Below are 15,453 nucleotides of genomic sequence, written 5' to 3' on the forward strand. Positions count from 1 at the left end.
TTTTAATAGGTTGCATCTATGGATTCCTCTTTTTGGCACAACTATACCATATTCATCCAACCTATACTATTAGATTTGAGAGAGTACTAGGAGTACTTTAGGTAATATGTGACTTAAGCGGCGTGTGCTTGGGTGGCAAATTCGTACAAGCCCCGATGTTCAGATATTAAATCTCCAATATTATATATTTTACTCTACATCCACAAAACTGGACGCATCTTTGTCGTACATCGGCTCCGTAGTGTGCTTGTGTCGGGATGATCGCAAATCGATTCTAACAGATATTACCATTAGCGCACCTGCTCTCTCGGCTACAGCATCATTAAGAGCTTTTTGCACCTCTTAATTTCAACAAACTTGGGCGCCAGACAAGAATAGCGGATGTTTGAAACTCTTATTTTCACATATATTAAGTTTTAAGCCGATTAGGCTGTCAATAAGAGCTTCTATCGACTTCTATTCTCCTCCATCGGCCGAAAACGTGGCAAATAGCGGCTTCTAGAGACTTTTATTCTTATCTTGCTTCCCTGTGCCGAGGGGGGTTATGAGTTTCTGGGAGGATGGGAGTCTCGGGTTGCTTGGGTTGCTCAGGGTTGCTCGGACTTCTCGGGGTTCAGCAGTTTCAGCGGATTTCAGCAGTTCCAGCCGTTCCAGGGGTTCCAGGGGTTTCAGCAGTTTCAGCAGTTTCAGCAGTTTCAGCAGTTTCAGCAGTTTCAGCCCTTTCAGCCCTTCCAGCCCTTCCAGCCCTTCCAGCCCTTCCAGCCCTTCCAGCCCTTCCAGCCCTTCCAGCCCTTCCAGCCCTTCCAGCCCTTCCATCGGTTCAACGGTTCGCCGCCCGCGTCATGCATAATCCTCGGCGTCTAGGCAGAAAATGGGTAGGATTAATGATTTTACCCAGGAGGATTGGAGCATGAACTCGGATCAGACGACACACGGAACGCATGTCAGCGGTGCAGGAGGCCCAACCGACCGGCGGTTCGCCCCGCAGGAAGACGGGATGACGCTTACCGACCGGCAAGGCCATCCCATTACGGATAACCAGAACATCCGGACGATTGGCGACCGCGGACCTTCCACGCTGGAGAACTACCATTTTCTCGAGAAAATCTCCCACTTCGACCGGGAACGCATCCCCGAGCGGGTCGTGCATGCCCGGGGCGCCGGCGCCCACGGTTACTTCGAAGCATATGGCACCGCCGGCGGCGAGCCGGTGTCCAAGTACACCCGGGCCAAGCTGTTCCAGAAGGCGGGGACTCGCACGCCGGTATTCGTCCGCTTTTCCACCGTCGTTCACGGCGGCCATTCTCCGGAGACGCTGCGCGATCCGCGAGGCTTTGCCGTCAAATTTTATACCGAGGACGGAAACTGGGACCTGGTCGGCAACAACCTGAAAATTTTCTTTATCCGTGATCCGCTGAAGTTTCCGGACATGGTGCATGCGTTCAGGCCCGACCCGGTTACGAACATCAACGATCCAGAACGGATGTTCGACTTCCTGTCCAATACGCCGGAATCGATCCATATGGTCACCTTCCTCTTCTCGCCTTGGGGCATCCCGGCTAATTACCGGCAGATGCAGGGCTCCGGTGTCAATACATACAAGTGGGTGAACGCGGAAGGCACCGGCGTGCTCGTCAAATACCATTGGGAGCCGCTGAACGTGCCGATCCGCAACCTGACCCAGCAGGAAGCCGACGAGATTCAGGGGGTAAACTACAGTCACGCCACCCAAGACTTGTACGAAGCGATCGAACGCGGCGAATACCCGGAGTGGGAGCTGAGCGTCCAGATCATGAGCGACGATGAGCATCCCGAGCTCAACTTCGATCCGCTCGATCCGACCAAGCTGTGGGACCAGGAACAGTTCCCCTTCCTCCCGGTCGGCAAAATGGTGCTGAACCAAAACCCGGAAAACTACTTCGCCGAAGTCGAACAAGCCGCATTCGGCACGGGCGTCCTGGTGGACGGGCTCGATTTCTCGGACGACAAACTGCTGCAGGGACGGACGTTTTCGTATTCGGATACGCAGCGCCACCGGGTCGGGACGAACTACTTGCAGCTGCCGATCAACGCTCCCAAAAAACATGTGGCGACGAACCAGCGGGACGGGCAGATGACGCATTTCGTCGACCGGGCCCCGGATCAGGACCCGCACGTGAACTACGAGCCTTCCTCGATCGGCGGGCTTCGCGAAGCGAAACCTGCAGGCCAAGAGCACGAGCCGGCGTACAACGAGAAGCTCGTACGACGCAAAATCGAACGTGCGAACGACTTCAAGCAAGCGGGCGAAACGTACCGCAGCTTCGAGGATTGGGAGCGGGACGAGTTGATCCGCAACTTGACGGGCGCCCTGCTCGTATGCCGACCGGCGGTTCGCGACAAGATGATCGAGCATTTCCGGCAGGCCGACCCGGAGTATGGCCACAGAGTGGCCGAATCGCTGGCAAAGGCTTCCCCCGAGCCGGGCCGCCTCGGGTCTGTGTCTGAACAGCAGGGCGTGGAGATGGCTGAGGAAATGGGCCGCACGACCGACGGGTACTAAGCGCGGTCCAGATCCGGCAGCCGTAAGCGCCGCCTCAGCTTCTCCACGGACCGAATCCCAACAAGAGAGCTTCCACACCCGCAAAGCGGCGAGTGCGAAAGCTCTCTCGTTTTATTTCCGACATTCCGACAGACCGCCGTCCTAGGGGTCGATCGCTTTGCGCTCCTTCAGCGAGCTTACGATCTGCTCGAAGCTGATCCCGTACAGCTCCGCGATATCCCTCGCAAAGCTGAGTTCGCTCGGAGGTCCGGGATTCACGAGGTAGGTCCGTTTCCCTTTGGCTGCCGCAGGCCGGCCATCCCCCGAGCCCAACCGCTCGACACCGGCGACCATACTGATCAGCTTGCTGTCGCCTTCCACTTCTTCGTTAATCCGCTCCACGCCCGCGGCCAGCTCCAGCAAATGCGTGGCATATACCGCCCGGCACCCTAACACTCGCATCCCTTTGACCACGTCCCGGGCCAGATGCATACTGTCCGCATGGCTCGTACTCGACAGCGATTCATTTAATAAAATAAGACTGGTCCGGGTTGCTTCGCCGAAAATTATGCTGATCCGCTTCGATTCTTCTCCCAATCGGCCGTTGTTGATATTCGGCTTCTCCTCTTCGCTGAAGTGAGTAAAAATCCGGTCAACCGGGCTGATCGCCCCGCTCCGTCCCGGCACGAAGATACCGGCCTGGAACAGCAGCTGAGCGACTCCGATCGCCCGGGTATAGGTCGTTTTGCCGCCTTGATTGGGGCCTGTCAGCAAAAAAATTCTGCCGTCCGGGCCGAACTCGACATCGTTGGCGACGATCGAATGGCTAAGATCCATTCCGGGATATTGGCGGGTCAAGCCGATCGACAAAATCAGGTCGGCCATTCCTTCGAGCCGGCAGATCCGCTCATCCGGGGCGACCGTTTCCGGCTTACACATCTTTAATCCTGCGGCGTTCATTCTGTGCGTCAACCGGGAGGCGCCGATATAAAACCCCAGCTCCGCCTCCAGATCGGCAACGATCCGGGTATTAAGATCGATATATTTCTTCAGCGCGTTCCCGATCGGGATAATCGAGTCGTTAAACAGCTCCACCAAGATTTTGGACATCCCCGCGTCCAATGGCGTGTGGCTCAGCTTGCGGACCGGCTGATGCAAGGAAACGCCTTCGTACGAATCCTCACCGGACTTCAGTCCCAGCAATCGGGACACCAGGGGACGCTTCTTCACAGTCTTCGATTCGAGCGCGACAATAACCGCGTCGGCCGGCTTAAACTCGTAATCCAAGTCGATCCGGATCGTCACGCTCGACATGCTTTGCAGCTTGTTCTGGAAATCGGGCAGCTCCTCAACAAGCGCCTGAAACGAATCTCCCTCCATCAACTGCGCGGTGAACCGAAGCAAACGCTGAAGCCCCTCGGAACGAATCTCCGACTTGTATTCGGTCATGATCCGGTTCAGCCCGGAGACGCATTCGACGTATAGGCCCAATATCTCCAGCTGCCAAGCTATATTGCGCAGCGGCTCGGCATTTTTCATATATTTCGAATGATTGTAAGTACCCAGCTTATGAAGAACGGGCAGCAATTTCTCGAAGTCGTCGCCAAGTCCGGAGACGGAGCAGAAATCTTCCATAATATCGAGACGGTACGAAATGGTGCCTGAGTCCGCGCACAATTGCAGCAGTTGCTGCCGGATAAAGTCCGAATAGCTGTAATGAAAGCTTAGTTCCTGGACGATCCGGTCGATTCCCAGATCGGTTATGGCCGATGGGGAAATATGTACGACGTCCCTGTACTGTTCCTTTAAAGCTTCCGACAACCAGAGCAGGCTGACACCTTCGGCATTTGCCATGAGCTGAAGCACCTCCACATAAACAGACGGCGGATACCGTCGTTTCGCTTGCAAGCCTTTCCATTCATTATTTCAAATCACTGGAAAATGTCAACGGAAATTCAGGGGTGAATATTATAGGACCCCAATTTCACTGTAAAGCGGAGGCTGACGACCTTATTCTCAAGCTGCATCCGTTCGAAGAGGGGCTTACACCATCGGAAAAAGATTTGACGATAAATAAGAAAAGCATTTAAACGAAGCCTTTTCCACGATGAATGACCCTGCGTAAGAGGAGGCTTTTCTTGGTACATAAACTCGCATTTTGCTATATTGACGCAAAGCTTCGATGCTTTACCGTTTAGCAAATTTAAAATTTCTGCAACGATAAGAAAGAACCGTCCGTAAAGCACCTGATGGTTCTTTGACATGCAAACCCATCCGCCAGCGCGTGGAAGGGAATGGATACCTTCGCTACAACCGCTCGCTCTCAATCGTGTTGCCTTCATGCGGTGGTATGGCTAACGAACCCCACATTCGTTATCGAAGCCGAATGCGGGCGTTTGAATTTGTAACGAACTCTTGAATCGTTATTCCCGCAAATCGGATCGTTTTTTTCCACTTTCGGTTCGATAACGATGCTTGGATTCGTTAAGTCTGGAATAACGTCGTTTTTCAGCCATAAGTACGGTCCGATTCGTTAGTCATCGAACCTGAGTAGTATATGTTCTCTAATCTAACGCCAAGTAAGGAAACGCGGAGAACAATAACTCTTACGGACACAGCGGTCGTTATTACGGTGCATTTCGATCCATTTGATTTCTAACGGACATGAATGCAACTATTTGGTGAGATATGTTACTTTTAGAGGTGGTTCGGAGTAAATAAGCGCTGTGGTGACCGTTACATTTCAAAAAACTGTTCTTCAGCGAAATAGCCTCCACCATGTCCGTTAGAGTATGGTTTAGCTTACATTCCGGGCTCATCTTCGCTTTAATACGGTGAAGAACATAAACATTCTGATCTTTTAAGAAAAGCTTCTAAACGCCCCCCTTTCCACGATGAATGACCCTGCTTAAGCGGAAGCTTTTCTGATATGAACGAATGTTTCAATTTACCACTTATCGCTTTATTGAATTTAAACATTAAAACATTCTTTAACGTTCAAAAAACAAAAACCCCCAACCACGGCCAAAGCGGCCTGTTTGGGGGTTGCTGCGCTTCTGAGGTTTGCTGCCCTTAGTGAAACTCGATATCGATCTTTTTCTTCGGAGGAGGCTGCAGCTTGGTCATGCGGATCTCGAGCACGCCGTTGCGGTAACTCGCTTTAATCGCCTCTTCGTTCACAGCGGCGGGCAGCGTGACCGACCGGTGAAACCGGCCGTAAAACCGCTCCTGCCGATGCATCTGCTCGTCTTTCACCTCGTGAGTCCGGTTGACGGTTCCGGCAATCGTCAACATATTGCCGTCAACGTCGATATGCACGTCTTCCTTTTTCTCCAGCCCCGGCAAATCGCAGGTAGCCACTACTTCATGCTCGGTCTCGTGGATGTCGATCCGATGGGCGCCGAACTGCTGATCGCCTTTTACAAAGGCCGGAAAATCGTTAAACAGACGGTCCAGATCGCGTCTCCAGCCTTCCAGATTGCGAAACGAATCGTGCGGAATCAAAGCCATTGCCAACACCCTCCCGGCTTCTTTCTAGAATCGTTTTCCTGAATAGATTTCCTTCCTCCCGGTCCGAATATGCGTCTTCGGCGCCCTGCGGTTATTTTTTTACCGGAGACAAGGAGCGGACCCAGGCGCTTCCCAGCATCGCAACCGGAATCAATAACCCGAACGTTGCGCTGAATGCCCACCACGTGTGCTGAATGAACTGATTGAAGTAAATGCTCGTAGGCACGATAACGAACGAGGACACGACAGTCAGTAACGCAAACGGCAAGGACAATACCCGGTCGTCCTTCAGCTTCAGCAAACGGGTCGTCCCTAAGACGGCCGCATAAAAGCACAGAAACAACTTTACAAATAATGTAAGGAACCACAGCGACGCCATAAACACTTCGATCCGTTCCAGAAAATCGGCGATGCTGATTTTTTTGGCCAGTACGAACGAGGTAAACAGCTGCAAGCCCGTAACAGGCGCTCCCAGCACAAGAAGGCATGTCAGGATGGTGACCGCGAGCACCGAACTGCCGGTCAGCATGCCGATCCGATAAGCTCCTCCGATCGGCCGCCGGGAGCGCACGGCTGGGAGCAGCATCATTAAAATAAACGCCTCGCAATAATAACCGACCAGCAAAACGCCGCCTCTCAGCACCGGATTCGCCCCCTTGTCGAACACCGGCAGCAGCCGTTTCGGCTCCACCTCGGGAATAAGCAGCACGATCAGCACGACAAAGAGAAAGATGACCAGATAAAAAAAGATTTCCGCCGAACGGACGATCGTCCCGAGCCCGAGTCGGTATCCCCATACGACAACCGCCATAAACAAAATCAGAAACGACTGAATCGGCGTCTCCGGCATAATATGAGTTACCATAAAATCGCCTACCTGCCACAGAACAATGCCGGAATCAAGCGTGAAAAACAACACCGCCGCCCACCCGAGCGCCTGTCCGGCCAGCTTGCCGAACGCCGATCCGTACATTTCTAGCAGATGTTGACGCGGATACCATCCGGCAAGGACGCCGTATACCGAAACGATCACCAGGCCGGCGGCAATGCCGAACAAGCCCGACAGCCAGGCGTTCTGCTGGCTTTCCTGCACGATTTTGGCCGGCAAGTACAGGATCGTGTCTCCGATGACGAACAGGACGACAAGCATTGCGAATTGACGAGCCGTTACAATTCCCCGTTCCATGCTTCCCCTCCCTGCCGGCGGCGACCGGTCATTCTTTGCCATCCCCGCGCTTTTTATACGGATTAATGTTTTCCAATTGACCGGCGGATATACACCTGATTATAAAGTGAAACCGTTTGGTCCATAATGGGAATAAAACAACTTCGAGGTAGCCGTCATGAACATTCACCGCTCCCTTGCGCAAAATCTGGCCCAGCTGAAATCGAACTTTGGTAACAGCAACGACTTGATCGTACGGGAACTGGTGTTAAGTCAAGGATGGGAAGGCAAACTTGCGATTACATATATGGACGGGCTGGTCAGCAAAGATATGGTTTTCCGTCTGATGGAATCGATGCTGCTGCACAGCGGCTCGATCGACCCGGACGATTCCGGCAGCATCATGCGCCATCTCGCCATAACCGTTGGTGATGTAAGCTGCAAAACCGATTTCGACGCGATTCAAAGGGCTATCTTGTCCGGCGATACCGTCGTCTGGTCCGATCGGGCCGATGTGGCCGTCGTCGTGGACACCCGCGGGGGCGATCTGCGCCCGGTATCCCAGCCTGTGTCGCAGACGGTCGTCCGCGGGCCGCAGGACGCGTTTACCGAAGCGATTCATACGAACATCTCGCTGATCCGCCGAAGGATCAAAGACCCGAACCTTTGGCTCGAGATGAAACAGATCGGCAGCGTCACGAAAACCGATGTGGCCGTCATGTACATTAATGGGCTCGTCAAGGAAGACGTGCTGGCGAAGCTGCATGAGCGGCTCGGAGCCATCCAGCTTGACGGCGTGCTGGAAAGCAACTATATCGAGGAGTTTATTCAGGATACGACGTTCACCGTCTTCCCGACCGTCAACAATTCCGAACGCCCGGATGTCGCGGCGGCGGCGCTGCTGGAAGGAAGAGTGGCCGTAATCGTCGACGGGACGCCGTTCGTGCTGCTCGTTCCCGGGCTGTTCACCCAATTCATGCAATCCCCGGAAGATTACTACCATCGGGCCGATTTCGGGATTTTGCGCGCGCTCCGGTATCTCGCCTTGTTTATCTCGCTGCTGGCTCCCGCCTTGTATATTGCGATCACGACCTTCCATCAGGAGATGCTTCCGACCTCCCTGCTGATCAGTCTGGCCGCTCAGCGGGAGGGCATCCCGTTTCCCGCGTTTATCGAGGCGCTGATGATGGAGATTACGTTCGAGCTGCTGCGGGAAGCGGGCGTCCGGATGCCCCGGGCCGTCGGAACGGCAATCTCGATCGTAGGCGCTCTCGTGCTCGGACAAGCGTCCGTCGAAGCCGGTCTCGTCTCTCCGGCGATGGTCATTATCGTATCGATTACAGCGATTACTGGCTTTATTTTTCCCAGCTTCGAGATCGGCATCTCCATCCGTTTGCTGCGGTTCGCCTTCATGGGGCTGGCGGCGTCGTTCGGCTTCTTCGGGATTATTATCGGGATGATTGCGCTTGTCCTTCATTTGTGCCACCTGCAATCGTTCGGCATTCCGTACATGAAGCCCTTCGCTCCGTTTAACGCCAAAGACCAGAAAGACAACGTAGTCCGCGTTCCTTGGTGGCAAATGAATCGCCGGAGCGGACCGGCAGCGGCCGGCAGCGGGGGAATGTCCTCCGGCAACGATAACCAGGCCAACCAGGCGTCCTCCTCTCCTTCGGGAGTACAAGGACATCAACCAGAATAAAGCATAAGCGGGGGCGCATATGAAACGGATAACGGCAACCTTTGCAATCAGCATATTGACGATCGCGCTGCTGTCGGGCTGCTGGAACCGCAGGGAGCTGAACGATCTGTCCATCGCCCTCGGAGTCGGCATCGATAAGCAAGGGGAGAAATACCAGATATCGATCCAAATCGTAAATCCGCAGGAGATCGCCGCCCGAAAAGGAGGGGGTGACAATTCTCCCGTGACGATCTACGATGAAACGGGAAAGACGATGTTTGAGATTTTTCGGCGGATGACGACGCATACTCCCCGCAAAATCTACATGTCCCATCTGCGGATGCTGATCATCAGCGAGGAAGTGGCCAAGGAAGGCATCCAGAACATATTGGACGTATTCGCCCGGGACCACGAGATGCGCACCGATTTTTACGTCATCATCGCCCGGGATACCGAAGCGAAGCAGGTGCTCAGCATCTTGCAGCCGCTCGAGAAAGTGCCAGCCAACTTTTTATACAAGACGCTGCAAACGTCGGAGAGCGTATGGGCGCCGACAGTCGGGGTATTTCTGGACGAGCTGATGACGGATCTGATGACTACGGGCAAGGAAGCAACGTTAACCGGGGTCCGGGTAATGGGAGAAGCGGAGGGCGGCATCACGGTCGATAATTTAAAGACGACGCAAACGAACGCTTTCCTCAAATATTCGACGATCGGGGTATTCCGCAAGGACAAGCTGGTCGGCTGGTTAAACGAAGAAGAGAGCAAAGGATACAACTACATTGTAAACCGGGTGAAAAGCACGGTCGGCGTTCTCCCTTGTCCGGGAGGAGGACAAATGGACGTAGAGGTAATCCGGACCAAAACGAAGCTGTCGGGCAAACTGGTGAATGGGAAGCCCGAGATAACTCTCGATATCCGCATCGACCAAAATGTCGGGGAAGTTGCGTGCAATATCGATATATCGGATCTGGACACCTTAAACCGAATGGACCGGGAAGGGGAAAAAAAGATAAAGTCGATCGTGGAGAAAACCGTGCAGCGGGCCCAGAAGAAGTACAAAGCGGATATTTTCGGATTCGGCGAAGCGATCCGCCGCAGCAATCCGAAAGAGTGGGAACGTCTGCAGAAAGACTGGGAACAAATATTCCCGAAGGTGCCCGTCCATTATAACATTCAGGTAACCACGCTCGGAACCGGCACACAGAGCAATTCTTTCATTAACAAGATGGAGCGGTGACACTCATGCTGGCAGTTCTCGGAGTTTTGGCGGCTGGAGTAGCGATTGTCTGGTTGGAGCTTCCGAAGCTAAGAAAACTGGGCACACGGGAAAAAGCGGCGTTTTATGCGTTTCTGGCGTTCTCGCTCGGCCTCGGCCTTGCAAAAAGCCTTCGTCTTCCGGTACCCAATCCGCTGGACTGGATCGCCTACGCGTACAAGCCGTTCAGCGATTTTCTGTTCGGTTTGCTGAAATAACCGGGAGGAGAGACCGATGAATCAACGGAAAATAACCGCTCGCCAGCTGAAGCATCTGGTTACTCTTTTTACGATCGGCAGCTCGATTTTGTTCATCCCGCTGAGTACGGCCTCCCAAGTTAGGCAGGATGCCTGGATCCCGATCCTGCTCGGCATGGCGTTCAGCCTGGGGCTGATCGCGCTGTACAGCGCGATCAGCCGGCTGGCGCCGGACTGCACCCTCGTAGAGATGAACCGCAAATGGCTGGGCAAATGGTTCGGCTCAGCGGTATCCGTCCTGTATATATTCACCGCCCTCGTGGTAGGGGCCGCCTCGCTGATCAGCTATTTGGGCGACTTTTTTATTACTCAAATCATAGCCGATACCCCTGCTCCCATCGTTCACACTTTATTTGCGCTTGTCGTCTTGATGGGGATGCGGTTAGGAATCGGAACGCTGGCCCGCGCCTCCGAAATAATGTATCCGGCTTTCTTTATTTTGTACGTCGCCTTAATCGTAATGGTACTGCCTAATATGAAACTGGAACATCTGCAGCCTGCTTTTACCAGCGGGATGAAGCCGGTTTTAAGCGGAATGCTGGACTATGTCAGCTTTTCAACCATGCCGCTCGTCTTTTTTTTGATGATCTTTCCCAGCCGGGTCGACGCGCCGCGCCAAGAAGTCGTCAAAGCGCTTTACACCGGGAGCTTGATTGGAGGCGTCTACCTGTTGATCATTACAGTCGTATGCATCTCCGTGCTCGGATTGGGAAATACGCTGCAGCAAGTATATCCCAGCTATGCCCTTGCCAAAAAAATTAATATCGCCGACTTTCTGACACGGATCGAGGTCATTATGGCTACGCTGTGGATCATTTCCTTGTTTTATAAATTAATCGTTTATTTTTATGCGGGACTCAAAGGAATCGGCCAACTGCTTAAGCTGAAGGACGATACGATGCTGGTCGCTCCCCTTAGCATGCTGCTTGTCGTGATATCGCTGTTGATGTACCCGAATACCGCCTACGTAAAAATGTGGGACGGCAAAATATGGCCGCCTTATATTCTAACGTTCGGGCTGTTCATTCCCTTGCTGTTGTGGAGCGTCGGATCGGTGCGTACGAGGCGAGGAAAAGCCCGGCAGGATTCTCCGAATCCCGCTGGAAATCCCTATCCGGAAACGTCTCCTTCGGGCGGCGGACAATAAACGCCCCGGCCATGGCCGGGGCGTTATTTTGGTATCGGTTGGTTGTAAGAACCGACTTTAGCCGATACCGGCCGGAGCCAAGTCCCCATGCTGGATCTGGACCATCTGATAATATTTGCCCTGCCGCTTCATCAGCTCGTCGTGATTGCCGCGCTCGACGATCCGGCCCCGGTCGAGGACCAGAATCAGATCGGCGCTGCGGATCGTGGACAGCCGGTGCGCGATGACGAACGTCGTCCGCCCCTTCTTGACGACCTCGAGCGCTTTCTGGATCAGCGCCTCTGTCTCGGTGTCGATATTGGACGTCGCTTCGTCCAGAATCAGGATCGCCGGATCGAACGCCAGCGCGCGGGCGAACGAAATCAGCTGCCGCTGGCCGGCGGACAACGTACTCCCCTTCTCGATCACCGGCTCGTCGATGCCTTTGGGCAGATGCTCCAGCAGTCGGTCCGCACCGACGTCGGCAAGTACCTTCAGGATACGCTCGCGTGTGATTGAAGGGTCGTCAAGCGATACATTCGAGCCGATCGTGCCAGTGAACAGGAACGGGTCCTGCAGCACGATGCCCATATGCTGGCGCAGCGTCTGCTTCGGCACGTCGCGGATGTCGGTGCCGTCGATCGAGATCGTTCCCCGCTTCGAGTCGTAGAACCGGAACAGCAGGTTCAGGATCGAGCTTTTGCCCGAACCCGTATGGCCGACCAGCGCCACCGTCTGCCCCTGCTTCGCCTCGAAGCCGATTCCTTTCAGCACGTACTCTTCTTCCTTGTAAGCAAACCATACGTCGTCGAACTTGACGTCACCCTTGAACCGGTCCATCCTCCGGTCCGACACGTCCTCGCCTTCCTCGTCCAGCAGCACGAATACCCGCTCCGCGGAGACGAGCGCCGTCTCCAGATTCGGCAGTTGATTGACGATGTTGACGATCGGATTGAACAGCCGGTTCAAATAATCGACGAACGCGTACAAGACGCCCAGCGTCACGATCGCCCCCGGTCCCGACAAGGCGGTGCCGCCGAAATACCAGATGACGGCGACGAAGGCGATGTTCCGGATAACCCCGACCAGGTTGTGACCGGTGAACGAATTCAAGTTCAGCAGCTTGTTGCGGAACGTAAACAGTCTGGAATTAATCGCTTCGAACTCCGCCTCGATCCGTTTCTCGCCTCCGAACGCCTGAACGACCGGCATTCCTTGGATCGATTCGTTGATCACACCGTTGATTTCGCCGACGGCGGACCGGATCGTCCGGTTGTAGCGTTTGGCCTTGCGGCCGTATACGTAAATCCAGACGGCCAGCACAGGCAGGATGAAGAGGCAAATGGCAGCAAGCTTCACATCGAGAATAAATAAAGCTACAAAGATGCCGGCCATATACAAGGCCCCGGTAAAAAAGTTCGCCAGCACCGTTACGTACAGCTCGCGGATCGTCTCCGTATCGTTCGTTACCCGGGAGACGACCTTGCCTGCCGGCAAATTGTCGAAGTAGCGGACCGGCATCCGGTTCAGTTGCCCGAATACGTCTGTCCGCATATCCCGGATAATCCGGTTCGCCGAAGACTGCAGGAAGTAGCGCTGGCCGTAGGAGAACAGCGCGGATACAGCCAGCAGGCCGAAGTAAAACCAGCAAAGCCGGATCATGCCGGCAATCTCAGGGCGGAAAAAGCTGAACGTTTCTTGCACCGTCAACTGACGCGCTTCGTACGTGCGGGATTCGGCACCGGACTGAATCCGTACCTCCCCCCGCTCCGTCACGGAGCGCGAGCCGTCGAAGGGGATGCTGCCATCTATAAAGTAGTAGGCGGTGCCCGCCTGAACAATCCGGACTTCCGCTCCTTTCGGCTCCCCTTCCCCGAACCGGTCCTCCCGCTTGTAGGCCACCCCGTCGAATATGACGGCAGCGGTGCCGGCCGATTCCGCGCGGAACCAGGGCTTCTCGATTCCGGAAATGTGCAGGTCGATCATCCGCTTCGCGACGAACGGACCGGCCAATTCAGCAGTCACCGCGACGGCCAGCATTAGCAGCGCCAGCAGCAGCTGCGTCTTGAAGCCGAGCGCGTACTTGATCAGCCGCGCCAGCGTCTGCTTCTTGCTGCCCGCCGACCGGTCGATATCCAAATCATAATGCTCCGTATCGCTCATCTATCGTTTCACTCCCCTCCGGTCCGTTTCATCTCCAACTGCTGCACTTCATACTGCTCCTTGTACCAGCCGCCGAGCCGGATGAGATCGTTGTGCGTTCCTTGCTCGGCGATCCGTCCCCCATCCATAACGACGATCCAGTCCGCATGCTGAATGGCAGACAGCCGGTGTGTGGCGATCAGCGTCGTCTTGCCGGCTCTCGCCGTGCGGATGTTCGCCACGATCTCCGCCTCGGTGCGCGAATCGACAGCGGACAGCGCGTCGTCCAGCATCAGAATCGGCGGATCGGATACGAGCGCCCGGGCAATCGAGGCGCGCTGCTTCTGGCCTCCGGACAGCGATACGCCTTTCTCCCCGACCATCGTCTCCAGCCCTTTCGGCAGGAAGCTCATATCTTTGCGCAGCGCTGACACGGAGATCGCCTTCTCCAGTTCCTCCGTCGAGGCACCGCTGGTCCGGCTGCCGAATGCGATGTTCGCGCGTACCGTGCGGGAGAACAGGAAGTGCTCTTGCGGCACGTAGCCGTACCACGACTTCAGCTGTTCAGGCGCGATCGCTTCGATCGGCGTGCCGGAGATGGATACCGTCCCTTCTCCCGGCGGATATTCCCGCAGCAATTGCTTGATCAGCGTCGTCTTGCCGCTACCCGTCCGGCCCACGATGCCGAGCGTCATGCCCGGCTCGAGCGTAATCGTCACATCGCGCAAATTATCGACCGGCGAGGACGGGTAACGGAACGTAACGTTGTTGAACTCGATTCTCTCGGGTGCATCGACCGTTACCGGAACCGCAGGAGGCGGAACGTCCTGCTTCGAGCCCAGCGCCGCCCCGACCCGGTCCAGCGAGGCGCTTCCCCGCTGCATAATATTGATCAGCTCGCCGATCGCGAACATCGGCCAGATCAGCATGCCCAAGTAGACGTTAAACGCGACGAGTCCGCCAATGGTAAGTTCGCTGTTATAGACGAGGTAGGCGCCATAACCGAGACCGATCAGGTAGCTCGCGCCGGTTAATATTTTCATCGTCGGTTCGAATAAAGCGTCGATACGGACGACCGCGATATTTTTGTCCAGCACATCCCGGGTGACGGCGGCAAACCGCTTTTCCGCCTCCCGTTCCTGTACGTAAGCCCGGATGACGCGAATGCCGGATATGGTCTCCAGCACGCCGTCGTTCATATGGCCGAAGGCGTCCTGGGCGTCCATGAACCGCTTATGAATCCATTTGCCGTATAGGCTGACCAGCACCGCCATGATCGGCAGCGGCAGGATCGCCGCCAGCGTAAGCTTCCATGAGACGAAAAACACCATCGTGACGAGCAGCGTCGCCATCCAGATCGTCGAATCCAGAAAGGTCAGGATGCCGAAGCCCGCCGTTTGCGACACCGCCTGCAAGTCGTTGGTCGCCAGCGCCATCAGATCGCCGGTCCGGTTCCGTGCATAGAAGGAAGGCGTCATCTTCAATAAGTGTCTCATGAGCAAGGAACGCTGCATCCGCTCCAGCACAAACGCCCCGCCGAACAGTTTGTATTGCCAATAATAGTTCGTAATGTACGCAACGAGCGTAATGCCCAGCATAATCAGCAGCGTGACCGTAATCTTCTCCCAGGTCAGCGCGCCGCTCTGAATCGCGTCGATCGATTGCCCGACGATCATCGGCGGTACAATCTCCAGAATCCCCGCTATGATCAGCAGCGCGATCGCGAAAATATACCTCTTCCGTTCCAATTTGAAAAACCAGCCTAGCTTGTGCAGTACCGACAGCATCTCTCTCTA

Annotated in this window: 11 protein-coding genes; 5 read left to right on the plus strand and 6 right to left on the minus strand. The window is 55.0% G+C overall.

Features of this window, described 5'->3' with window-relative positions; translation table 11 throughout:
- Positions 1-498: 498 nt before the first annotated feature.
- Entirely contained in the window at positions 499-816 is a 318-nt protein-coding gene (locus IDH45_RS31315) for a hypothetical protein (RefSeq protein ID WP_190932089.1), read from the minus strand.
- Between the two features lie 181 nt (positions 817-997).
- Here IDH45_RS31315 and IDH45_RS31320 point away from each other — a divergent pair, with 181 nt between their 5' ends.
- Positions 998-2,542: a catalase gene (locus tag IDH45_RS31320; RefSeq protein ID WP_397327120.1), complete on the plus strand. Its 1,545-nt coding sequence runs from the start codon at positions 998-1,000 to the stop codon at positions 2,540-2,542.
- A gap of 141 nt (positions 2,543-2,683) precedes the next feature.
- Here the strand turns inward: IDH45_RS31320 and IDH45_RS31325 are convergent, their stop codons facing one another.
- The 3 genes from IDH45_RS31325 to IDH45_RS31335 form a co-directional block, all read right to left on the minus strand.
- On the minus strand, positions 2,684-4,375 hold the full coding sequence (locus tag IDH45_RS31325) for a MutS-related protein (RefSeq protein WP_190932091.1): 1,692 nt from the start codon (positions 4,373-4,375) through the stop codon (positions 2,684-2,686).
- A 1,218-nt stretch (positions 4,376-5,593) separates the two neighbouring features.
- Positions 5,594-6,031 (minus strand): Hsp20/alpha crystallin family protein, encoded by a 438-nt coding sequence (locus IDH45_RS31330; RefSeq protein WP_190932092.1) that lies wholly within the window; start codon positions 6,029-6,031, stop codon positions 5,594-5,596.
- Positions 6,032-6,122: 91 nt separating this feature from the next.
- Positions 6,123-7,217, minus strand: a complete 1,095-nt coding sequence (locus IDH45_RS31335) for a GerAB/ArcD/ProY family transporter (RefSeq protein ID WP_190932093.1) — start codon at positions 7,215-7,217, stop codon at positions 6,123-6,125.
- Between the two features lie 157 nt (positions 7,218-7,374).
- Between IDH45_RS31335 and IDH45_RS31340 the strand changes: the two genes are divergently transcribed.
- Genes IDH45_RS31340 through IDH45_RS31355 form a run of 4 tightly spaced genes read left to right on the plus strand, consistent with a single transcriptional unit; the run spans position 7,375 to position 11,536 of the window.
- The gene (locus IDH45_RS31340; RefSeq protein ID WP_190932094.1) at positions 7,375-8,895 is read left to right on the plus strand and encodes a spore germination protein; all 1,521 of its coding nucleotides are present in this window, start codon (positions 7,375-7,377) and stop codon (positions 8,893-8,895) included.
- A gap of 19 nt (positions 8,896-8,914) precedes the next feature.
- On the plus strand, positions 8,915-10,114 hold the full coding sequence (locus IDH45_RS31345) for a Ger(x)C family spore germination protein (protein WP_190932095.1): 1,200 nt from the start codon (positions 8,915-8,917) through the stop codon (positions 10,112-10,114).
- 5 nt (positions 10,115-10,119) lie between these two features.
- Entirely contained in the window at positions 10,120-10,350 is a 231-nt protein-coding gene (locus IDH45_RS31350; RefSeq protein WP_190932096.1) for a hypothetical protein, read from the plus strand.
- Positions 10,351-10,366: 16 nt separating this feature from the next.
- On the plus strand, positions 10,367-11,536 hold the full coding sequence (locus IDH45_RS31355) for a GerAB/ArcD/ProY family transporter (RefSeq protein WP_190932097.1): 1,170 nt from the start codon (positions 10,367-10,369) through the stop codon (positions 11,534-11,536).
- A 57-nt stretch (positions 11,537-11,593) separates the two neighbouring features.
- On the opposite strand, the gene IDH45_RS31360 is transcribed toward IDH45_RS31355, so the two are convergent.
- Both IDH45_RS31360 and IDH45_RS31365 read right to left on the minus strand, forming a co-directional pair.
- Positions 11,594-13,678: an ABC transporter ATP-binding protein gene (locus tag IDH45_RS31360; RefSeq protein ID WP_190932098.1), complete on the minus strand. Its 2,085-nt coding sequence runs from the start codon at positions 13,676-13,678 to the stop codon at positions 11,594-11,596.
- 8 nt (positions 13,679-13,686) lie between these two features.
- Positions 13,687-15,444 carry an ABC transporter ATP-binding protein gene (locus tag IDH45_RS31365; RefSeq protein WP_190932099.1) on the minus strand — a complete coding sequence of 586 codons (1,758 nt, stop codon included), beginning with the start codon at positions 15,442-15,444 and terminating at the stop codon, positions 13,687-13,689.
- Positions 15,445-15,453 lie beyond the last annotated feature (9 nt).

Source organism: Paenibacillus oceani (assembly GCF_014705615.1).
Taxonomy (GTDB): Bacteria; Bacillota; Bacilli; order Paenibacillales; family NBRC-103111; genus Paenibacillus_AB; species Paenibacillus_AB oceani.